Source organism: Pseudogemmobacter faecipullorum, from assembly GCF_020539525.1.
Taxonomy (GTDB): Bacteria; Pseudomonadota; Alphaproteobacteria; order Rhodobacterales; family Rhodobacteraceae; genus Pseudogemmobacter; species Pseudogemmobacter faecipullorum.
In genome coordinates this window covers 153,763-174,679 of record NZ_JACDXX010000008.1, presented here as the reverse complement: position 1 = coordinate 174,679, position 20,917 = coordinate 153,763, and the positions used below count along the sequence as shown (strand labels likewise).

17 protein-coding genes are annotated in these 20,917 nt (G+C 64.0%); 6 read left to right on the top strand and 11 right to left on the bottom strand.

The features are described from left to right. From repA to hisN, 9 genes are all read right to left on the bottom strand, one after another. Positions 1-1,218 (bottom strand): plasmid partitioning protein RepA, encoded by a 1,218-nt coding sequence (gene repA, locus H0485_RS10645; RefSeq protein ID WP_226935368.1) that lies wholly within the window; start codon positions 1,216-1,218, stop codon positions 1-3. A 322-nt stretch (positions 1,219-1,540) separates the two neighbouring features. After that, positions 1,541-2,476: a choline/ethanolamine kinase family protein gene (locus H0485_RS10640; protein ID WP_226935366.1), complete on the bottom strand. Its 936-nt coding sequence runs from the start codon at positions 2,474-2,476 to the stop codon at positions 1,541-1,543. Further along, positions 2,476-3,423 (bottom strand): phosphotransferase family protein, encoded by a 948-nt coding sequence (locus tag H0485_RS10635; protein ID WP_226935364.1) that lies wholly within the window; start codon positions 3,421-3,423, stop codon positions 2,476-2,478. Before H0485_RS10635 ends, H0485_RS10640 begins: the two co-directional genes overlap by 1 nt. Positions 3,424-3,435: 12 nt before the next feature. Continuing rightward, a complete protein-coding gene (locus H0485_RS10630) occupies positions 3,436-4,722 on the bottom strand; it encodes a Zn-dependent hydrolase (protein ID WP_226935362.1) in 1,287 nt (428 codons plus the stop codon). Further along, positions 4,715-6,556 carry an ABC transporter ATP-binding protein gene (locus H0485_RS10625; RefSeq protein WP_226935360.1) on the bottom strand — a complete coding sequence of 614 codons (1,842 nt, stop codon included), beginning with the start codon at positions 6,554-6,556 and terminating at the stop codon, positions 4,715-4,717. Before H0485_RS10625 ends, H0485_RS10630 begins: the two co-directional genes overlap by 8 nt. Further along, positions 6,553-7,461 (bottom strand): ABC transporter permease, encoded by a 909-nt coding sequence (locus tag H0485_RS10620; protein ID WP_226935358.1) that lies wholly within the window; start codon positions 7,459-7,461, stop codon positions 6,553-6,555. Before H0485_RS10620 ends, H0485_RS10625 begins: the two co-directional genes overlap by 4 nt. Then, positions 7,461-8,441, bottom strand: coding sequence for an ABC transporter permease (locus tag H0485_RS10615; RefSeq protein ID WP_226935356.1), 981 nt, complete (start codon positions 8,439-8,441; stop codon positions 7,461-7,463). The genes H0485_RS10620 and H0485_RS10615 overlap by 1 nt, the downstream gene beginning before the upstream one ends. A gap of 76 nt (positions 8,442-8,517) precedes the next feature. After that, complete coding sequence (locus H0485_RS10610; protein ID WP_226935354.1) at positions 8,518-10,095, bottom strand: ABC transporter substrate-binding protein; 1,578 nt, start codon at positions 10,093-10,095, stop codon at positions 8,518-8,520. A gap of 92 nt (positions 10,096-10,187) precedes the next feature. Beyond that, positions 10,188-10,997 (bottom strand): histidinol-phosphatase, encoded by an 810-nt coding sequence (hisN, locus tag H0485_RS10605; RefSeq protein ID WP_226935352.1) that lies wholly within the window; start codon positions 10,995-10,997, stop codon positions 10,188-10,190. A 255-nt stretch (positions 10,998-11,252) separates the two neighbouring features. Here hisN and H0485_RS10600 point away from each other — a divergent pair, with 255 nt between their 5' ends. From H0485_RS10600 to H0485_RS10575, 6 genes are all read left to right on the top strand, one after another. Beyond that, positions 11,253-12,026, top strand: coding sequence for a DeoR/GlpR family DNA-binding transcription regulator (locus H0485_RS10600; RefSeq protein ID WP_226935351.1), 774 nt, complete (start codon positions 11,253-11,255; stop codon positions 12,024-12,026). 284 nt (positions 12,027-12,310) lie between these two features. After that, positions 12,311-12,874, top strand: a complete 564-nt coding sequence (locus tag H0485_RS10595) for a YdcF family protein (RefSeq protein ID WP_226935349.1) — start codon at positions 12,311-12,313, stop codon at positions 12,872-12,874. Beyond that, positions 12,867-15,839 carry an AMP-binding protein gene (locus H0485_RS10590; protein WP_226935347.1) on the top strand — a complete coding sequence of 991 codons (2,973 nt, stop codon included), beginning with the start codon at positions 12,867-12,869 and terminating at the stop codon, positions 15,837-15,839. Before H0485_RS10595 ends, H0485_RS10590 begins: the two co-directional genes overlap by 8 nt. Positions 15,840-15,992: 153 nt before the next feature. After that, positions 15,993-16,907 carry a LysR family transcriptional regulator gene (locus H0485_RS10585; RefSeq protein ID WP_226935345.1) on the top strand — a complete coding sequence of 305 codons (915 nt, stop codon included), beginning with the start codon at positions 15,993-15,995 and terminating at the stop codon, positions 16,905-16,907. Between the two features lie 128 nt (positions 16,908-17,035). Further along, positions 17,036-17,983, top strand: coding sequence for a hydroxyacid dehydrogenase (locus H0485_RS10580; protein WP_226935343.1), 948 nt, complete (start codon positions 17,036-17,038; stop codon positions 17,981-17,983). Continuing rightward, complete coding sequence (locus H0485_RS10575) at positions 17,983-18,972, top strand: Ldh family oxidoreductase (protein ID WP_226935441.1); 990 nt, start codon at positions 17,983-17,985, stop codon at positions 18,970-18,972. The genes H0485_RS10580 and H0485_RS10575 overlap by 1 nt, the downstream gene beginning before the upstream one ends. On the opposite strand, the gene H0485_RS10570 is transcribed toward H0485_RS10575, so the two are convergent. Both H0485_RS10570 and H0485_RS10565 read right to left on the bottom strand, forming a co-directional pair. Beyond that, a complete protein-coding gene (locus H0485_RS10570) occupies positions 18,973-19,725 on the bottom strand; it encodes a sulfite exporter TauE/SafE family protein (RefSeq protein ID WP_226935341.1) in 753 nt (250 codons plus the stop codon). A 162-nt stretch (positions 19,726-19,887) separates the two neighbouring features. Beyond that, entirely contained in the window at positions 19,888-20,883 is a 996-nt protein-coding gene (locus H0485_RS10565; RefSeq protein ID WP_226935340.1) for an ABC transporter substrate-binding protein, read from the bottom strand. Positions 20,884-20,917: the final 34 nt, after the last annotated feature.

Sequence of the window (20,917 nt, the reverse complement as noted above, 5' to 3'; positions counted from 1 at the left end):
TCAGCGCCTCCCGTCGCGGCCCCAGGCCTGCTGGATCAGGTCAGAAATTTCGCCATTGACCGCGTTCAGACTTTCCAGCGCCCGCTCATAGGTCTGGCGGGTGAAGGCCGAGCGGTCGACCTCATAAAGGGTCTGTTTGGTGATGCCGGCATCGGAAATCGCGGTGGATTTCAGCGCGGCATGGTTGAGAACATTGTCGCCAAAGAGCGAACGCATAAAGCCAACCATTTGATTTTGCGGACCATCTCCTGGCTCGTAGCGGGTGACGAGATAGCGCATCCAGTCATAGGACATATCGCCCCCCGCATCGGCCACCACGCCCAGCAGGTTTGAGGTCATCAGCAGGAACTGACACATCGACATCACATCGAGCATCTGTGGATGAACCGTTACCAGAACGGCGGTTGCGGCGCTGAGCGCCGACATGGTGAGAAAGCCGAGCTGCGGCGGGCAGTCGATCACCACCACATCATAATCGGCCTCGACCTCGGCCAGGCGTTCCGAGACCCGGGTGAAGAACATCTCGCCTTTGCCCTGAGACAGCACGCGCGGCGTGTCATGCTCAAATTCCATCAGGTCGAGATTGCCGGGGATGATGTCGAGATTGGGGAAATAGGTCTTCTGGATCACCTGGGCCATGCCGACCGGATCCTCATAGCGGATCGCATCGTAAAGCGTGCCGCCATCGGGCAGGTCGAATTCGGGCTGGAAGCCGTGCAGGGCCGAGAAACTGGCCTGAGGGTCGAGATCGATGCCAAGCACACGATATCCGTCTAAAGCCAGCTTCTGCGCCAGATGGGCGGATGTCGTGGTTTTCCCCGACCCGCCCTTAAAATTGATCACCGTGATCACCTGCAGATGATCCTCGCGCCCGTCGGCATGGGCGCGGCGCCCGGGCAGATAGGTGCCCGGGGCCTTGGCGCCCTTTTCCAGCAGCTGGCGCAAGGCCAGGATATCCTCGGGCGAATACCAGCGCCGCCCGCCGGTGCGGGTCTCGGGCTGGGGGCCGCGGCCCTCGAGGCTGAGCTTGCGCAGATAGGCGTCTTTCACGCCCAGCAGATCGGCCACTTCGCCACTGGTGAATTTGCGCAGAACCCGGCGCGCATCCGGCGGGAAGAGCTGCTCACGATGCGCTTGCAACCGCTCTGAAAGACGCGCTGCATGGTCGCCGATAAGGCGATCGATTCTGTCCCGGGTCATTCTCTGCTCCGCAGCCACGTTGTTACGCTTTTGGCCGTCTTATTCTGTCTTTAGCGTATATTACTCTTACAGCTGCGGGATTCGTGCAAGTAAAAACAATCCTCGTGCGCTGGACAGGGCCACAGTGCCCGGTTTTACGGAGAAAAGCCGGGTTTTGCTGTGAAAAGCCGGGCCTGGCCGGGAGGATTCGCGCCGGTACGGCGGGGTAAGCCCCGGTTGTCAAAGGCGAATCCCGTGAAGAATCGGTCTTTTCCTGTGCTGCAGATTCTCTTCAGCGCCGCGCGCGGGGCAGGGGGGGGGCCTGCCGGCGCGCGCGATGGCTGCTGGCAGGCCGCGACGGTCAGAGGCGGCGCAGATGCTCTCTCCAGCGGGAATCGCCGGTGATCTGACGAAAGCGCATCAGCTTCCAGACGCCATATTTATAAAAATCGAAATCCAGCTTCGACACCTGAAGCTGGACCATCGACCAGGCGCCCCATTTCACATCGGCCAGCGCCTTATGCACCGTGACCCGGGCGAGGATCTCGGGCGTGACCCGGCCGAAATACTCCTCGATCAGCTCATTCTCGATCTCAGCTGTGAAAAACATCTCGCCAAACCAGATGCCGAGATCATAGCAGCGGTCATTCATCGAGGCATATTCGTAATCGATCAGCATGATTGATCCATCGGCGCCGAGCATGAAATTGCCGGGCATCGGATCGTTGAACGAAGGCACCAGATCAAGGCCCGAAGCCTGCATCGCCTCGCGCGCCATGCGGGTATTGAGCGCGATCCAGTCGTAATCTGCAGGGAAGGGGGCCTGCAGGTCGCGCATCTGCTGATGATGCTCGTCGATCATATCGAAAACGGTTTTGGTCAGGCCAAGCGCGGGCAGATCATGCATCCGGCGATAGGCGGCAATGGCAGCGGCGCGGCGGCTGGGATCGGCGAAATCGGCATGGGTCGAGGCCCGGCGGTCGGGGATGAAATCATTGATCTCGATCCCCTGATCGGCCAGATCCTCATAGATCCCTGGCCCGAGCCCGGCCGCGGCTGCCTTGCGTGAGGCATCCATTGCCGCGATGCGGTCGATGAACATTTCGGTGCCATTGCCGGGGATTTTCACGAACCAGTCGTTGCGGCCACAGGCCGAGCGCACCCGCCAGTTGGAATTGGAAATGCCGCCGCCGACCGGGGCGTAGCTGGCATCCGGGCCGAACAGCGCCCGGGCCTGCCGGATCGCCGCCTCAATATCATGCTCCGCCTGGGTCAGAGCGCTGCCGAGTAGCTGCATCAGGCCTCTCCCTTCGCGATACGGATTTTCTCTTCAAAGCCGGGATGGCTGAGCATGAGGCGGGCGCGCATTAGCCGCCATTCGCCGAATTTCAGCCATTCCAGGGCTTTACGCCCGGAGATATGGCCCAAAACCCGGCAGTAGAGCGCATGCATCAGATCATCGAGCGCCGACCAGATCCTGGCCCGGGCAAAGCCCGCCGGGTCAGATTTGCCGCGATAATACAGGAAGGCCTGTTCCATATCGCGTTCTTCGACGCACATTTCCGCCAGCACCGCGCCGAGATCATACATCGGGTCATTCAGCCCGGCGCGGTCAAAATCGATCAGCATCACCCCAGCCCCTGGGCCGATGAGCAGGTTTGAGACCGTGCCCTCATTGCGACATAAAGCCAGCGGCGCGGCCTCAAGCACCGGGCGCGCCGCTTCCAGCAGCTCCATACACCAGGCGAGATCCTCGGGCAGTGCGATCTGGCGGGCCCGGGCTTCGGCGATCAGCGCGTCAGTACGGGCAAAGGCGTCAAACCGCTGGCCGGTCGCGGGCAATTCATGCAGGCGGCGCAAGGCGGTGAGCTTGGCCTGACGCAGGGCAGGAGAGAGGTAATCGGACAGCTTTGCCTCGCGCCAGCCAGAGGGGGCTGCGGCAAAGAGGATCGCCCCGGCGGCGGTATCGGACCAGAGCACGGCGGGGGCGATCCCGGCCGCCCCGGCGCGCCGCGCCACCTCAAAGCCGGTGGCAAGATCGAAAAATGGCAGCACTTCGGGGTGAAACAGCTTGAGATAGCCGCTCCCGCCTCCGGCCAGGTCGAGGAAAACGCCCTCGCCCTCCAGCCCGCGCCCCGAAGGCGAGGCCAGTGCCACAGGGCCCGGGCGGGTTACAGCCCCCCCGGCACCCGGAAGTCCGGCGATCACCCTGGTGAAATCCGCCTCAGAGAGGATGGCGTTCATTGGCTTCTCCGCTCAGAAATTGATGCTGACGGCCTTGTCGAGATTGCCGCCGGCCGCATCTATGCGGCGGATCATCGACACCAGAACATCGCCGCCCTTCGCGAGATCCTCGGGGCTGGTATATTCATTATAGCGGTGGATCACCCCGTCGACCGAGGGCACGACGAAGACAATAGCGGGGATGCGGCGCTGGATCGTGACCGCGTCATGACCACCGACAGTGTCAAGTTCCAGCCGGCCATAGCCGTTCTCATCGGCACCGCGTTCGACCAGTCTGATCAGACGGCTGTCAAAGCGCCCGGCGGGACGGCGGTCAACCGAGACGATCTCAGCGCTGACGAAGGCTTGTTCGGCAAGGCCCGGCAAAGCGGCGCGCAGGCCCGCCTCGGACCAGTCGAGCATATTCTGTTCGGGCGCGCGCAGCTCGCAGAACATCACCACCTTTTCCGGCACGATATTGGCGGAATTGGGCGAAATATCGAGCCTGGCGCAGGAGGTATAAAGCGTATCGGGTGCGGTATCGGCGAGGCGGCGCAGTTCGGCCATGATATAGGCTGCGCCGAGCAGCGCATCCTTGCGCAAAGCCATTTTCGTCGGGCCGGTATGGGCCTGTTCGCCCGTCACCTCAATCTTCACCTTCAGCGCGCCCCAGTGGCGGGCGAAAGGCGCGATATGGCGACCGGCCTGTTCCAGTTCGGATTCGCCTTCGATATGGACCTCAAGATAGGCCACCGGCTCGGGGGCGGTATCAGTGCCGGCATAGCCGGTCCGCGCCAGCTCATCGGCCACGCTTTTACCGTCGCGGTCCTGGCGCGACAAAGCGAATTCAAGGCTGTTTTCACCGGAGAAGACCGAAGAGCCGAGCAGGCTGGGGGTGAAGCGCGCGCCTTCCTCATTCATCCAGTCCGCCACGCAGAAATTGCATTTCGGCCGGGTTCCGGTCCGGGAGCACCAGGCGCGGTAGCTCTCAATTGCCGCGAGCGCCGCCATGACGCCATAGGCGCCGTCAAACCGCCCGCCAAGCGGCTGGCTGTCGATATGCGAGCCGAGCATTATGAGCGGCGCGCCTTCACCGGCGAGATCGATCTGGCCAAAGAGATTGCCGATGGCATCGATCCTGATCTGATAGCCCCGCGCGGCCATTTCGGCGGAAAACCAGTTGCGCGCCGCGGCATGGGCATCGCTGAGCGCGGGACGATCCACCCCGCCCATCGGCGTTGCGCCAAATTCCGAGACTTTCTCCATCAGCGCGTTCAGCAGGGCCGCATCGATTTTGCCGGGCAGATTGGTCTCAGGCATAGGTCTTCTCCGTCTCGATAGTGCCGGGGGTCAGGTCATTAAGAAAACAGGCCGCCAGAGCGCGGTTGCCGCGATCGCTCAGGGCAGGATTTTCCCGCGAGCAGCGTTCAAAGGCATGCGGGCAGCGTCCGGCAAAGGCGCAGCCGGGCGGCAGATCGATCGGAGAGGGCGGCTCGCCCTCAAGCAGGCAGTCTTCGGGGCGATAGCGCCGTGGCTCAAGCGTCGGGGCTGCCGAGAGCAGGGCGCGGCTATAGGGATGGCCGGGGTCGAAAAACAGCCGCTCATTGGGCGCTACCTCGACCACTTCGCCCAGATACATCACCGCAATGCGCGAGCAGACCCGGCGCACCATGGTCAGATCATGCGAGATGAAAATATAGGTAAAGCCGTGCTGGGCCTGCAGGCGCTCGAAGAGATCAAGCAGTTTGCCCTGTTCGGTCTGATCGAGCGCCGAGAGGGTTTCATCCATGATCAGCAGTTTTGGCTCAAGGATCATGGCGCGGGCCACGTTCAGCCGCTGGCGCTGCCCGGCCGAGAGGCGGCTGGTCAGATCGTGACAGAGGCTTTCGGGCAGGCCGACCTCATTCATCACCGCCCGGGCGCGCTCGCGCCTTTCGCCGGCTGTGCCGAGCCCGTGGATTTTCAGCGGTTCTTCCAGAATTTTGCCAATCGGCCATTGCGGTGGCAGCGAGCCATAGGGATCTTGCAGCACCAGCTGGAATTTGCGCCGCATCTGACGCAGCCTGGCCGGGCTGGCCGAGCCGACATCCTCGCCGTCAAACAGGATTTCGCCCCGGTCGGGCCGCTCCAGCCCGGTCAGCAGCCGCATCAGCGAGGATTTTCCGCAGCCGGATTCGCCGACCACGCCGAAATTATCGCCCTGGAACACGTCGAATGAGACATTGCGAACCGCCTGGACCACCGAGAGCCGGGCCTCGCCGCGGCGGCGGATGTGGTAGGCCCTGGCAACATCGCGGATCGAGAGCACCGGCACCGGCGCGGCGGCGACCGCGCGCGGGCTGTGCGGGCTGTCGTCCCAGAGCCGGGGCAGTTCGCGGATCAGCTGTGCGGTATAGGCGCTTTGCGGGGCCGCTATCAGCCGGGGCGGGGTCTGGATTTCGGCGACGCGGCCCGCATTCAGCACCATCACCCGGTCAGAGGCATCACAGGCCACCGGCAGCGAGGAGCAGATGAACAGCACGGCGGTCGAAAATTCGGCATTCAGTTCGCGCATCAGCTTGAGGATCTGCGCGGCCACCGTCACATCGAGCGGCTGGGTGATGTTATCGGCGATCAGCAGCGCCGGATCCGAGATCAGCGCATCGACAATCATCGCGCGCTGCATCATGCCGCCGGAATACTGGAAGGGATATTCGTCAAAGCGTCTGGCGGCAGCGGGAATGCGCACGGCATTGAGCAGGCGGATCGCCTTTTTGCGCGCCTCGGCGGCGGAAATTTCGGGCCGCACCGCGCGCAGCTTCTCGACCAGCTGCGACCCCACGGTCATGGTCGGGTCGAGCGCCCCCGCCGGATTGCCGCCGACATAGGCGATCTCGCGCCCGGCCAGCCGCCGGGCGAGGCCGGGATCGCGCAGCAGATCGGTGCCGCGAAAGCGGACCGAGCCGCCGGTGATGCGCAAAGGATCCGAGAGCCAGCTGGCTATGGCACGCGCCAGCACGGTTTTTCCCGAGCCGCTTTCGCCGATCACCGACAGGATTTCGCGCGGATGCAGCTCGAAGGAGATATCCGAGAGGATTTCACGCCCGCCCGCTGCGACCGAAAGGCCGCTGACCTTCAGCACGGGTTCGGTTTTGCCCGGAGTTTCCATGCTCATGCCCCTCCGTAGATTTTATTGCGGGCGCGTTCGAGTGCGGCCCCCATCAGATTGATGCTGGTCAGCGTCAGCACCATGAAGGCGCCGGGCATGGTGGCGATCCACCAGGCATTCATGATGTATTTGCGCCCGTCAGCGATGATATTGCCGAAAGTCGGGGTGGGCGGCTGCACGCCGAGGCCGATAAAGCCCAGTACGCTTTCAAAGATCATCATCCGCGCGATATCGAGCACGGCGACAAAGGCCATTGGCGGCAGCAAAAGCGGCAGGATCAGTAAAAACATGATGCGCAGATTGGTGGCGCCCAGCACCATGGCGCCGCGCACATATTCCTTGCGCGCCTCGGCCATTACGGTGGAGCGCATCACCCTTGCATAGACCGGCCAGCCCGCCAGGCCGAGCACCAGGATGATCGAGGGGATGGTCGGGCGCGAGACGCCGAGAATGGTGATGGCGAGGATGATCATCGGAATGGCCAGCTGCGCATCGGTCAGCCGCATCAGCACCATATCAGCCCGCCCGCCATAATAGCCGGCAAACAGCCCGATCAGTGCCCCGGTGATCAGCATCAGAACCGTGGTCGCCACGCCGATCAGCAGCGAATAGCGCAGCCCCACCAGCGCGCGCGCCAGCATATCGCGGCCGAGCTGATCGGTGCCGAGCGGGTGTTTCAGGGTCCAGCCCTCGCCCAGAAACAGCGGCGGGATCAGCTTTTCGCGCACGCTGAGTTTGACCGGATCGATGCCGCTGATCCCGGGGTAAAGCGCGGCGGCCAGCACCAGCAGCACGAAGACCACAAGGCCGATGCGGAATTCGACTGAGGAGAAGGCCAGCCGCCAGATCCGCGACGAGACGGTCTGCGCCCGGACCAGGCGATCTTCAGGGGTGAGTGAGGTGACAGACATCAGTAATCCAGCCTCGGGTCGATGGCGGTTGCGGCGAGGTCAACCACGATATTGATCAGGACGAAGGCGGCGGCGGTGATGATGGCAATGCCCTGGATCAGCGGGAAGTCGCGCTGCATCACAGCATTGATCGTCAGCAGGCCAAGGCCCGGGTAATCAAAGATAAATTCGATCACCAGCACGCCGCCCAGCAGCATCGAGAATTGCACCCCGATCAGGTTCAGCAGTGGAACCGAGGCGTTCTTCAGCGCATGGCGGAAGATGATCTGGCGCGTCGACAGGCCGCGCACCCGGGCGATATCGATGAAATTCTGCGCCATGACGCCCGCGACCGAGACCGTAAGGGTGCGGATCAGGAAAGGCGCAATCTCAATCGCCAGCACGAAGGCGGGCAGGATCGTATAGGCAAAGCCGTGATAGCCGATCGAGGGCACGAGCTGCCATTTCACCGAGACCACCAGCGCCAGCACAATGCCGAGCCAGAAATTCGGCAGGCTGACAAAGAGTGACGACAGGTAAAGCGCCATGCGGTCGGGCCAGCGCCCGGGGTTCAGCCCGCCGGCAATGCCAATCGGTAAAGCGAGGATCAGCGCGAAGACCATAGCCAGCAGCGCCAGCTGAATGGTCATCGGCGCGGTCTGGGCGATCAGGTCGAGCACCCTTGCCCGCTCGCCGCGGGTGCTGTCGTTGAAACTGGCCCCGCCCACTGCCGCGCCCGAGGCCGGACGCACGAAGCTCTGGCCGAAATCACCCTGGAAAACCCCGGTGATATAGCGGGAGAACTGCACCGGGATCGGGTCGCGCAGCCCCATCTCTGTGGCAATTTCCTCGATCAGCGCCTCCGGGGCCATGCCGCCCGCCATCAGGCGCACCGGATCGCCGGGCACCACGCGCAGAAGGGTAAAGATCAGCGCCGAGACGAGAAAAACGATAATCACGCCCTGCAGCAGGCGACGGGCAAGAAACCTCAGGATGAACATTCAACCCCCGGACGGTCTGGCAGAAATTTCGCTGGAAGGGTCCGGCCGGGCGCGTGCTGCACCCGGCCGGGCAGGATCAGCTGAAGCTGGCCTGTGAGGCGTCGATCTGACCATCGGGATACATGATCAGCCCGGCCAGATTTTCGCGCATGCCATGCATCAGCACCGAGGTGAACAGCGACAGCGCCGGAACCTTATCGGCCAGCATCGGCATCAGATTGCTCTGCAGCGAGGTCTTGCGCGCCTCAAGCGAGGGGGCATTGCGCTCTTCATCGAGGGCCGCGTCAATCTCGGGATCTTCGATGCCGCAGATCCGCTTCGACGAGGAATGGAAATGCGAGCGCAGCACCAGATCGGGTTCGGGCGAGCCGGTCGACCAGCCGCAATCGACCATATGGCCCGGGCCGCCGCCGGGACGGTCATAGAGCCGCTCATTCCAGGCCGCCACCTCCATCACATTCAGCGTGACCGGGAAGCCCTGTTCCTGCATCAGCGCGGTGATGATCTCGCCATATTCCTTGGTCTTGGGATAGAAGCCGGTCGAGGTGATATATTCCAGCTCGGGCAGGCCCTCGCCATTGGGATAGCCCGCCTCGGCCAGCAGGCGCTGGCATTCCTCGGGGTCGTATTTCGGATAATTCGCGAGGTCGGTATAGCCGAATTTGATCGGCGAGACGAAGTTCGACGAGGCATGTCCGGCCGAGCCCATGATCTCCATGATCATATCGCGGTCAATGGCATGGCAGGCGGCGCGGCGCACCAGCGGATTGTCAAACGGCGCTTTCGAGCAGCGGAACCAGAGATATTTATTCTCGACCGAGACCTGGCGTTTGATGACGATGCCTGCTTCAGCCTCAAGCGTTTCGGCCTGTTCCGGCTCGAGCCGCTCGATAATATCGGCCTGGCCCGACATCAGCGACAGCATCCGGGTCGTGCCATCGCCGACGAAGGAGAAGGTGACGCCCGGCACGGTGGCCTTGCCTTTGAAATAGCCGTCAAAGGCCTCCATCACCGTGTCATTGCCACGCTGCTCGACGAATCTGAACGGGCCGGTGCCATTCAGGCGCTGTGACAGCGGGCCGGAGGGGCCCTGAGCGACATCATCGGCGGAGAGGATCGGCAGATAGGAAGCGAGGAAAATGAAGAGCGACGCGCCGAAGCCGCCTTTCGAGGTGTCGATGATGACGGTGTAATCGTCTGGTGTGGTGACGGCGAATGTATCGGTGGTGCCGGGATAGACCTGCTTGGGGCGGTCTGCGCCCGCGCCATATTCAAAGGTCGCTTTGACATCCGCCGCAGTGAAGGGCTTGCCGTCATGGAAGGTCACGCCTTCGCGGAGTTTGATCTCAAGCCTGTGGGCATCGATTTCGGTGATGCTGGTGGCCAGTTCATAGACCACTTCATCGGGCTTTTCAGGCGTCATCGGCGCCCGGGTCAGATAGCCCATCACAAAGCCTTCGATATTGGTCTGTGACAGGGTGGTATGGGCGGTCGGATCCCAGTTGCCGGTGATATTCTCGGCCGAGAGGAAGGTGATCGGCCTGCTGGCCTGGGCCATGGCCGGGCTGAACAGGAAATCTGTATTGATCTGCGGCGTGGCGGCGAGCGCGCCGAAAGCGGCAGAATAGTTCAGAAACTTCCGTCTGCTGATCATTTCATTCTCCATGTTGGCTGCCCGTGCGGGATGGGCGGTTTTGTCCTGCGCATGATGATTTTGCCCCATGCGTTCAGGTTACTTGGGATCGCTCAGCCGGCCGGGCCGGGGGCCTGACCGCGCAGAAGGCTGAGCGCTTCGGCATGTAGTTCCGGCGTGGCTGCCGCGATGACATCGCCGGCGGAATGCAGGCTGAGGCTCTGGCCCTGCCAGTCGGTGATCACGCCGCCTGCGCCCTCGATGACTGGCACCAGCGGCAGATAATCAAAGGGCTGCAGGCCGGTCTCGGCCACCAGATCGCAATGGCCGGAGGCGAGCAGGCCGTAATTGTAGCAATCACCGCCATAGCGGGTAAGGCGGCCCCGGGCGGAAAGCGCCTCGAAGGCGGCAAGCGAGCGCCCCGGAAAGGCCTGGGGACTGGTGGTATAGATCCAGGCATCGCTGAGCCGCTGGCATTTGCGGGTTCGGCAGGCTGCCCCGTTCAGGGTGCTGGGCGCGCCTTTGCGGCCCTGCCAGCGCTCGCCCAGCACCGGCATATCAATCTGGCCGAGCAGGGGAATGCCGTCCTGCAGCAAAGCGATCAGGCAGCCATAGAGCGGATGGCCGGTGATAAAGCTCCTGGTGCCATCAATCGGATCAACCACCCAGATGCGGCGGCTTTCGGGATTGCTGGGTGCCTCTTCCTCGCCAAGGATGCCGTCCGCGGGGAAGTGGCTGGCAATCAGGCGGCGCAGCTCGGCCTCGGTGGCGCGGTCGGCAATGGTGACCGGGGAATGATCCTCTTTATCCTCAATCTCGATCGGCTGGCGAAACCAGGACAGGGTAATTTCTTTCGCCGCCTCTGCCGCCAGGGCCAGGAAGCCGATTTCTTCAGTCAGGGACAGGCTGGAATCTCGTGGCATTTATTGCACCTGAGCGATATTGTTTCATATGGTTGAAATAGTTTTATCTACAGGGCAAGAACTTTGTGCATTTGTCTGGATTTTTGTGGAATAAATTGCGTTTCGGGCCCGGGGCCGCAGAGCCTGGCGAAATCCTGGCCCTGAAGGGCGGATTGCGCTGCAGCTCTGCGGCAAAAAACGCCTGACCGGGCGGGTGATGTGCAATTCTGTGGCGTCAGCTGCAGGCAGAGACGGCTCAGGCTGGGAAGGTGAACGATGTGGTCGCATGAACGCCAGGCGCAGATCCTCGGACTGCTGTCCAGTCAGCAACAGGTATCGACCGCTGCGCTGGTCAGCCGGTTCTCGGTCTCGCGTGAGACCATCCGGCGCGACCTGCTGGAAATGGAAGAGCGCGGCCTCTTGAGCCGGGTGCATGGCGGCGCGACCCGGCTGGCCGGTCTGATTGAGCCGGAGCCGGATTATAATCAGCGCCAGAGCCATAATGTGGCGCAAAAACGCGCCATCGGCCGCCTGGCGCTGACGCTGATCCCGGAAGGATCGACGGTGTTTATCGATACCGGCACCACGACGATCACCTTTGCCGCCGATCTGGCCGCGCGGGGCAATATCCGGGTGATCACCAATTCCTTCGAGATCGCGGGCATCATGTCGCGCGGCCGGGAGTGTGATGTGCTGCTTCTGGGCGGGCGGCCTCACCGCGATGTCCCGGCCACCTATGGCGAGATGACCCTGTCTCAGATCGACCGCTTCCTTGCCGATTTCGCGGTGATTTCGCCGGTGGGGCTGCATCCGGATCGTGGTGTGACCGATTACGAACTGCATGAGGCGGAGGTGGCGCGGGCGATGATGCGCCGCGCCCGTGAGAATATCCTGCTGTGCCATTCCGGAAAGATCGGCATTGAAAGCCGGGTCTCGATCTGCCGGACGGATGAGATCGATCATCTGGTCAGCGATGACGATCCGCGCAGCCTGGCGCTGAGCCTGCCGCGCGGCAGGCTGCATCTGGCGCGCAGCGGGACGGCAGTGTGAGGCCGGATCTGCGGCATCTGTAACTGCAGCAGGCGAAAGAGGCAGCTCAGGCCAGCGGGCGCAGCGGAACGGGGGCGCAGGCGGATGCCGTGCCGTGACCCCCTCAGCATATAAGAACTGCATGTATTGATGAAAATGCAGCGCGGATCGCAGGTGATCCGGCAGTGTTCTTTATTGTAACATAAAAACAATATTTTAGGCGCAGGTCTCTTTTCACCTGCAGGGCTTTGGCTGTAGGGAGGGGCGGTGAAAACTGCCCGGACTGCATGAAGAAAGCCTGAGACTTGCAAGTACAACATGCAGAAAGAGAGCGGGATATCTATTTCCCGCCCGACCGGCTGGTGCCCGCCGATATTGCTCTTGTTTTTGGCATGAACAGCCCGGCGCGACCGGCGATGCATGCGATCCGGCTCTGGCGTCAGGGCTATGTGAAGCGGCTTTTGTTCACCGGCGGCTATAATCCGCGCCTCGGGGCGACCGAGGCCGGGGTGATGGCGGGGCTCGCCGGGCAGGAGGGGGTGCCGCGCGACGCGATTTTGCTCGAACCCTGCGCGGCCCATACCGATCAGAATGCGGAATTTGCCGCGCGTCTGCTGGCGGGCGAGCCGGGCAGAGGGCTGCTGATCGTCGCGGTGCATTTCCATCTGCGGCGCTGCCGTCTGGCGGCGCAGCGCTGGTTCGGCCCCCAGGCGGTGCGCGGCTGGAGCAGCTATTCCAGCCGCTATTACCGTGCCGAAGACTGGCCCGGAGCGGCGCGCGCGCGCCAGGATGTGGCGGGCGAAAGCGAAAAAATCCGCCGCTATTATGCAGATGCGGCGCCGTTCAGCGAAAGTTTCGACCTTGTCTGATCCCTGCAGTACTGCCCGGCTTTCGCTTTCCTGTGGGGTGCCGCGTGAGCCGGCCTATGCTTCGCTCGCGGCGGCGCTGCGGGCCGGGTTTGCGCGGGCGGGCGGTGGCGGTTTTGTCAGCATCGGGCCCGATGGCCAGCAGATCCGCCTGGCCTGGCAGGAGAGTGCCGATCGGGCGCTGCGGCTGGTGGCGGGATTGCAGGCCCGGGGCTTTGGCCCGGGCGATGCGCTTTTGCTGCAGAGCGGGGCGGCGGCGGATCTGGTGACGGCGGTTCATGCCGGTATTCTGGGCGGCTATTGCATCATCCCCTGTACCACGCGCCCGGCCAGCGCGCTGCAACCGCTCTGCGCGGCGCAGTTCCGCCGGCTCTGTGTCATTGACGCCCCCGAGCTTGCCCGGCTGCTCACCAGCCCGGCCCCCGCAGCTGACCTGCCCGAAGATCAGGGTGGCGCGGCGCTGCGTTTTGCCATTCCGACCTCGGGCACCACCGGCACCGCGCGGCTGGTCGGCCTGTCTGATGCGGCGGCCCTGGCCCGCTGGTGGCCGGTGCTGCCCGGCCCCGGCGGCGCGACCGGCTTTCTGTCCTGGACCGCTTTTGACCATGTGATGGGCATGGGCATGGCGATGCCGGATCTGCCGCTGAAGCTGCATCTCGACACCCGGCGCTTTATCAGCCAGCCGCTGACCTGGCTGGATGCGCTGCAGCAGAGCGGGGCCAGCCATGCGACCATGACCAGTTTTGGCCTGTCGCTGCTGGTAAAGGCGCTGGCTGGCTCGCCCGAGCGGGTCTGGGATCTGCGTCAGGTGCAGCGGATCGGCATCGGGGCGGAAAGCGTGTCGCGCCCGATGGTTGAGGCGGCCTTGCGGGCGCTGATGCCCTTCGGGCTGCGCGAGGATGCGATGATCGCCGGTTACGGTATGACGGAATGCGGGCCGGTGGCAGGGGGCGGCACGCCGTTTCTGCCCGGGGCAGGGGGGGATGACAGCCCGCCTGAGCTTGATCGCCCGACCGCCGGACATGCTCTGCGCATCACCGGTGCGGCGGGAGAGGTGCTGGCCGAGGGCGAGACCGGCGCGATTGAGGTGCGCGGCCCGACCATGACCTCTGGCTATATCGGTGATCCCGAAGCCAATGCCGCGCTGTTCACGGCGGATGGCTGGCTGCGCACCGGCGATCTGGGCCTGCTGCGCGATGGCAGGCTGACGGTGACCGGGCGCGCCAAAGAGCTGATCATCGTGGATGCGAAAAAATACACCTGCCAGGAGATCGAGGCCTGTCTGCGCGCAGCGACCGGGCTGAGCGAAATTTACGCGGTTCCGCTGACCCCGGCGCAGCACCAGGAGCAGGGCGGCGGTCTCGGGGCGGCCTGTGCGCTGTTTGTGGTCTGCGCAAAACACGAGGCCCCGCCGGATCTGGCCCGACAGCTCGCCGCGGCGATGGCGGCGGAGTTTCGCTTTACCCCGGGCCGGATTTCGCAGATCGCGCCCGGAGATCTGCCGCGCACGGGCCTTGGCAAGCTGCGCCGTCTGGCCCTGGCTGAGAGTGACAGCCCTAATCTGATGCTGGCGCTGCGTGCTGGCAGGGCGGCGGCGGATGGCGCTGATACAGATCAGCTGAGCAGGATCTGGCGCGAAGTCCTGGAGCTCGGGCCTGGATTTGACCCTGAGGCTGATTTTTTCCTGCTGGGCGGCACGTCGCTGAAGGCGCTGCAGCTGAGCGCGGCGGTGGAGCGGATCTGGGGCTGCCAGCTGAATTTGCAGGATTTCCCGGATCGTTTCAGCCTCAGCGATCTCGGCGCCCGGATCAGGGGCAGCGACCGCGCCGGGGAGGGCGGTGATGAGGGGCTGGCGGCGCGGCTGCGCCAGCTGATGGCGGACTGGCCGGGCCGGGCGGCGCTGCCGGACGGGCTGATCCGCCAGCTGAGCCCCGGCGATCTGCCCGGTCGCCCGGAGCGGCTGTTCTGGTGTACCCAGGATGCGACCGGCGCCGGGATGCTGCGCAAATATCTGGCGCGGCGGCTGAACAGCTATGTTTTGCGCTCGGGCGTTTATCTGTTCCATTACGATTCCCCTCAGGCCAGGGCCGCGGCCCGGCTTTATGCCGATGAAATTTTGCGCCTTGCGCCTGAGGGACCGCTGATCCTGGGCGGTGATTGTCAGGGGGCGATGCTGATCCGCGAGATCCTGCCACTGCTGCGTGCTGCCGGGCGCGCGGTGGATCTGTTCATCGTGGCGGATGCCCATTTTCAGCGCCTTGCCCGGGATCAGGCCTTTGACGTGCCGCTGGTGCTGCTTGCTCTGGCGGGCAGCCGTTTTAATCCCCGGCGCTGGTTTCGCGACCCCGAGGCGGGGCTCAGGAAATATGCGCCGCGCGGTTTTATGCTGCGCATTCTGCCGGGGACTTATGCCCAGACTTTGGCGGCGGATCATGGCGCCCGCACCGCCGATGCCATTCTGGACGCGATCGGCCAGGCGAGGGCGCTGCAGCCCGCCGTTGATCTGCCCGCGCCCGCGCCGCCCGCCAGCAGCTTTTACCAGCGCCGTTTGCGCAGCCGCATCCGCCGGCTGAGCCTGGTGGCGGGGCAGGAGTATATCCTGCCGGTCTCGGTGCGAAATCGCAGTGAGCTGCCCTGGCCCGCCCATGCGCAAAGCGGCCTCGCGCTTGGCAATCACTGGCTGAGCCCGGAGGGCGAAATTCTGATCTGGTCGGATGGGCATTGCCCCTTGCCGCGGCTGCTTGCGCCGCATCAGAGCATGGGCCTGCGCCTGATGATCCGGGCGCCCGAGCGGCCCGGACCGGCGCTGCTGGAGCTCGATCTTGCCGAAGAGGGGCTGCGCTGGTTTGCCGAGGTCAGCGGCAAGGCCCTGCAGATCCCGGTCACCATCCTGCCGCGCCCGCAAAAGGCGGCTCTGCCCTGGTACCGGCGGCTGTTGCGGCGGCGCCGTGCGGTGCGGGGCAGCTGAAGCCGGGGCAGGCAGGGAGGGGGCGGATACGACCTGGAAAGCTGTTTTCGGGCTGCGACGAAAGTTCTTCTTGATATCTGATCGGATTTCACCGCCTTATTTAAGCTCAGGTTAACTGATGGCTGCCGCTGCGGCGGCAGGTCTGGGGGTTTCATGTCGATCCGGATGCTTAAAACCCTTGTGGCAATCGCTGATCACGGCACCTTCAGCGCCGCCGCCGAGGCGGTTTTTGTGACCCATGCCGCGGTCAGCCAGCAGATGCGCGCGCTTGAGGCGGAATGGCGGGTGCAGATTTTCAACCGCTCGACCCGCACGCCGGAATTTACCCCGCTTGGCCGCGCGCTGCTGGCCAAAGCGCGCGAGGTGGTCCGGGCCTATGATGATATTGTGCCCTCGGTGATCGGTGATGACGGGCTGAAGGGCGAGTTTCTGCTCGGCGCGGTTCCGACCACGCTGACCGGGCTGACGCCCTTCGCCACGGCGGTGCTGAAAGCGCGCTTTCCCGAGCTGCATGTCGGGCTTTTCCCGGGGCTGACCACGCATCTGATCAATGAGGTTGATCGCAATACCATCGACGCCGCCCTGTTGTCGCGCCCGGCGGTGCTGCCCGCCAATCTGGTCTGGCATCAGGTTGCGGCGGAAGAGCTGGTGCTGATTGCCTCGGAGCGGGTCAGCTCGGCCGATCCGGTCGAGGTGCTGCAAAGCAATCCCTTCATCCGCTTCTCGCGCGATGCGGTGGTCGGCTCGATCATCGAGGCCTGGCTGCAAAGCCATAATATCCAGGTCAGCGAGAGTATGGAGCTGGCCGGGCTGGAGGCGATCTATGCCATGGTCCAGGCCGAGCTTGGGGTCTCGATCATTCCCGAACCCTGTGTGCGGGTGCCCGATATTCAGGCGCTGAAGCGGATTCCGCTGCTCGCCGAGGGCGGGCCGCAGCGGCATCTGGGTCTGGTGCACCGGCGCGACAGCACCAAAACCCGGGTGATCGAAGAGATATTGCGCGCCATTTCCGCCGCGGTGGACAGTGGCAGATTCTGCCCCGAGGCCATTGCCGCCGCCACCCGCTGAGACTTTGCCAAAGCGATAGGGAAACTGAAATTCCTGTCCTCTGGCAGGTGAAAATTCTTGCCCGGCCGGCATGTCTTATATATGAGTTGATATATAAGAAATAGGACAGCAAGCCTGAGGTCAAAACCATGCAGATCGTCGTTCCCGAATTCATGGAAGAGGATATTCTTCGTGCTGGTCTGCCGGGATGCGGGATCACCTATGACCCGGGCCTGGTTGAGCGGCGCGAGGATCTGCTGGCCTGCCTCGGCGGCGCGGATGCGATCATCGTGCGCAACCGTACCCGGGTAGATGCGGCACTGCTGGAAAAAGCGCCAAAGCTCAGGGCGGTGGGCCGGCTGGGGGTCGGTCTCGACAATATCGATCTGCAGGCCTGTAAGGCGCGGGGCATCGCGGTTTTCCCGGCCTCGGGGGCCAATGATATTTCGGTGGCGGAATATGTTATTTCCTCGGCCATGGTGCTGCTGCGTGGCATCCATGCCATGCCCTCGCGGCTGGCAGATGGAGACTGGGCGCGCGCGGCGCTGATGAACGGGCGCGAGATCAGCGGCAAGCGGCTGGGTCTGATCGGTTTCGGCTCGATTGCCCGTGAAACCGCGGTTCGGGCGCTGGCGCTGGGGATGGAGGTCAGCGCCTTTGACCCGCATCTTGCCGCTGAGGGGCCGCACTGGCGACTGAAGAGCGGGCAGGTGCAGCCGGAAGCGCTGGAGGCGGTGCTGGCGGGCTGTGATGTGCTGTCGCTGCATGTGCCGCTGACCGCGGCGACGCGGCATATGGTTGATGCGGCAGCGCTTGGCCGGATGAAACCCGATGCGATCGTTATCAATGCCGCAAGGGGCGGGGTGATTGATGAGGCGGCGCTGGCAGAGGCGCTGCGCGCGGGCAGGCTGGGGGGGGCGGCGCTCGATGTGTTTGAGACCGAACCGCCGCCGCAGGCCGATACCGCGCGTTTTGCCGGGCTCGGCAATGTCATTCTGACCCCGCATATCGCCGGGCTCAGCCGGGAATCGAACCTGCGGGTCTCGGAAGTCACGGTGCGCTCGGTGCGCAATCATCTGCAAGGCGAGGCGCTGTGATGGAAAGACTGAGCCTTGAGCAGGCGGTTGATCTTGCCAGCGCCGCGCTGGCGCGCAATGGCGCGGGGGCTGTGGCCGCCGCCAGCGTGGCCGGGGCGCTGGTCCAGGCCGAAGCCGATGGTTTTAAGGGCCATGGCCTGTCGCGGCTGCCCTCTTATGTGGCGCAGCTGCGCAGCGGTAAGGTAAAAGGCGATGCCCTGCCCGGGCTCAGCCGGCCCCGCCCGGGGGCTTTGCTGATTGATGCGGGCTTTGGCTTTGCCTTTCCGGCGCTGGATCTGGCGGTGGCAGAGCTGCCGGCTCTGACCCGCGCCCAGGGCATTGCCTGTGCCGCCATTACCCGCTCGCATCATTGTGGCTCGGCCGGGGCCTTTGTCGAGCGGCTGGCCGGGCAGGGGCTGGTTGCCATTCTCTTTGCCAATACCCCTGCTGCCATGGCGCCCTGGGGTGGAAGTCAGGCGGTCTTTGGCACCAATCCGATTGCTTTTGCCGCTCCACGCGCCGGGGATGAGCCGATTGTGGTCGATATGGCGCTTTCGACTGTGGCGAGGGGCAATATCGCCGCCGCCGCCCGCAAAGGCGAGGCCATTCCCGCCGGCTGGGCCTTTGATGCCGATGGCCAGCCCACCACCGATGCGCAAAAGGCGCTGCAGGGCACTATGGCGCCGCTTGGTGATGCCAAGGGCATTGCGCTGGCGCTGATGGTGGAATTGCTGGCCGCCGGGATGTGCGGGGCGAATTATGCCTCACAGGCCAGCTCATTCCTTGATGACAAAGGCCCGCCTCCCGGCACCGGGCAATTGCTGATCGCGATTGATCCCACGGCTTTTGCCGCGAATGCGCTGGAGCGTTTCAGCCTGCTGGCCGGGCTGATCACCGATCAGCCCGGGGCGCGTCTGCCCGGCGCGCGCCGCCTTGCCGCCCGGGCTGCGGCAAGGCAGGTGGGGATCAGTCCCGATCCGGCCCTGCTGGCCGAGATCCGCGCGCTCTGATCACAAAAGCCCGGGCAGTTCGCGCAAAAGCAGCAACAGCCCGGAGGCAAACAGCATCAGGATCAGCAGCCGGCGAAAGCGTTCATCGCTCAGCCGGCGGTAAACGCTGATCCCGAGCTGCGCCCCGATCAGGGTGACGGGCAGCACCAGCAGGATGAAGAGCAGCGTCTGTTTGCTGTAATGGCCAAGCAGCAGCATCGAGAGCATGGTCAGCGCCAGCACGATCACATTATAGGGCTGCAGCACGGCGCGGGTTTCGGCCTTGCTCCAGGGCCGCATGGCGCACCACATGGTTGGCAGGGCGCCCGATAATCCTGCCGCGCCGCCAAGCAGGCCGCCGAGAAAACCCACCGCTGAATCCGCGACCGGGGTCGGCCGGGTGAATTTGGGCAGGGCGCGGCGCAGGCTGAAGAAGGCGCCGTAGAGGATCATCAGCGCGGCAATCGTCAGCTTCAGCACCGGGGCAGAGATCATGGTCAGCACCATGGCGCCCAGAGGGATGCCGGGCAGGGCAGGCAGCAAAAAGCGCAAAAGCCGGCCCCTATTGGCACTGATTTCGCGCCGCACGATCCAGACGCCCTGCAGACCGCTGATCACCGACATGGCGACCGCCATTGAGACCGCCTGAACCGGCGGCAGCACCTGCAGCCAGAAGCCGAGGGCCAGCAGCGCGGTGCCGAATCCGGCAAGTCCGTTGATAAAGCCGCCGGCAAAGGCGCCAAGCATCAGAAAGATAATGGTTTCAGCCCCCATATGCAGGGCCCTCATCGCGCCGGTGGCAGAGGTTACGGCTCATGTCGATATTCCTTGAGATCAGGCAGAGACATGCCCCTGCCGCAGCGTGCAGGGGCATGAAAGCGAAGCAGGAGACCGGCGATCAGTCGCGGGATCAACCGGCTGATCAATCTGGGGGGATCAGCCGGGGAAAGCGGTCGGGAAGAAGATCTCTTTCCAGTCGGTGACATCGGTGCTGATCAGCCCGGCGCGGGTCATATATTCCAGATAGGGCGCGATGCCCTCAGGGGTGACCGACCAGGTGACGCGCGGATCGGTGATCAGCGCGACCACCTCTTCCTCGGTCAGATTGGTGCTTTCGGCCGCCATCCAGATCTTTGCCGCCTCCTGCGGATTTTCGCGGATAAAGCCCATGGCTTCGTCCAGCGCCGCCATCAGCACCGCGACGGTCTTCGGGTTCGCGTCGACGAAAGCGCCGCTCGACCAGATCATATTGAAGGTATGCGGCCCGCCGAGCACATCATAGCTGTCGAGCACCAGATGGGCGCGCGGGTCTTTCAGCTCCTGGTTCTGGAAGGGCGGGGCGCCGAAATGCGCGCTGATCTCGGACTGGCCGCCCAGCAGCGCCAGCAAAGCATCGGGATGGCCCATCGAGACGGTAAAGGCATCAAGCGCAGCGTGCTGACCCTCGCCGAGGTATTTCTCGGCCGCCATCTGCAGCGTGATGGCCTGGATCGAGGTTTTCACCGCCGGCAGAGCGATTTTGCTCTGGCCGGTGAAATCTTTCAGCTCTTTGATTTCGGGATCGGTGGTGACCAGATAGAGCGGCATCGATTCAAGCGCGGCGACGCCGCGGACCTTCAGATTGCTCTGGGTCCGGGCCCAGATGGTCAGCGCCGGGCCGACGCCGCCGGCGGCAATATCGAGATTGCCCGAGAGCAGGGCCTCATTCATCCCCGAGCCGCCGGTGAAGCGCAGCCATTCGGTGGTGAATTCGAGCCCGGCCGCGGCGGCATGTTTCTCGAGCAGGCCCTGCTCCTCGATCAGGGTCAGGGGCAGATAGCCGATGCCGAACTGGCGCGCCATGCGCAGGGTTTCGACCTCGGCGCTGGCAGGCGCGGTGAAAAGCGCCGAAAGCCCGAGGGCCAGGGCCGCAGATAGTCTGAATTTTTTCATGTTTATCCTCCCATAACGGCCGGTCACCGCCCCC

What these genes read in the sequence shown, in the direction of transcription:
- H0485_RS10640 (WP_226935366.1), bottom strand. Translation starts at nt 2,476, where the DNA reads ATGCAGCTACTCGGCAGCGCTCTGACCCAGGCGGAGCATGATATTGAG.
- H0485_RS10635 (WP_226935364.1), bottom strand. Translation starts at nt 3,423, where the DNA reads ATGAACGCCATCCTCTCTGAGGCGGATTTCACCAGGGTGATCGCCGGA.
- H0485_RS10630 (WP_226935362.1), bottom strand. Translation starts at nt 4,722, where the DNA reads ATGCCTGAGACCAATCTGCCCGGCAAAATCGATGCGGCCCTGCTGAAC.
- H0485_RS10625 (WP_226935360.1), bottom strand. Translation starts at nt 6,556, where the DNA reads ATGAGCATGGAAACTCCGGGCAAAACCGAACCCGTGCTGAAGGTCAGC.
- H0485_RS10620 (WP_226935358.1), bottom strand. Translation starts at nt 7,461, where the DNA reads ATGTCTGTCACCTCACTCACCCCTGAAGATCGCCTGGTCCGGGCGCAG.
- H0485_RS10615 (WP_226935356.1), bottom strand. Translation starts at nt 8,441, where the DNA reads ATGTTCATCCTGAGGTTTCTTGCCCGTCGCCTGCTGCAGGGCGTGATT.
- H0485_RS10610 (WP_226935354.1), bottom strand. Translation starts at nt 10,095, where the DNA reads ATGATCAGCAGACGGAAGTTTCTGAACTATTCTGCCGCTTTCGGCGCG.
- hisN (WP_226935352.1), bottom strand. Translation starts at nt 10,997, where the DNA reads ATGCCACGAGATTCCAGCCTGTCCCTGACTGAAGAAATCGGCTTCCTG.
- H0485_RS10600 (WP_226935351.1), top strand. Translation starts at nt 11,253, where the DNA reads ATGTGGTCGCATGAACGCCAGGCGCAGATCCTCGGACTGCTGTCCAGT.
- H0485_RS10585 (WP_226935345.1), top strand. Translation starts at nt 15,993, where the DNA reads ATGTCGATCCGGATGCTTAAAACCCTTGTGGCAATCGCTGATCACGGC.
- H0485_RS10580 (WP_226935343.1), top strand. Translation starts at nt 17,036, where the DNA reads ATGCAGATCGTCGTTCCCGAATTCATGGAAGAGGATATTCTTCGTGCT.
- H0485_RS10575 (WP_226935441.1), top strand. Translation starts at nt 17,983, where the DNA reads ATGGAAAGACTGAGCCTTGAGCAGGCGGTTGATCTTGCCAGCGCCGCG.
- H0485_RS10570 (WP_226935341.1), bottom strand. Translation starts at nt 19,725, where the DNA reads ATGGGGGCTGAAACCATTATCTTTCTGATGCTTGGCGCCTTTGCCGGC.
- H0485_RS10565 (WP_226935340.1), bottom strand. Translation starts at nt 20,883, where the DNA reads ATGAAAAAATTCAGACTATCTGCGGCCCTGGCCCTCGGGCTTTCGGCG.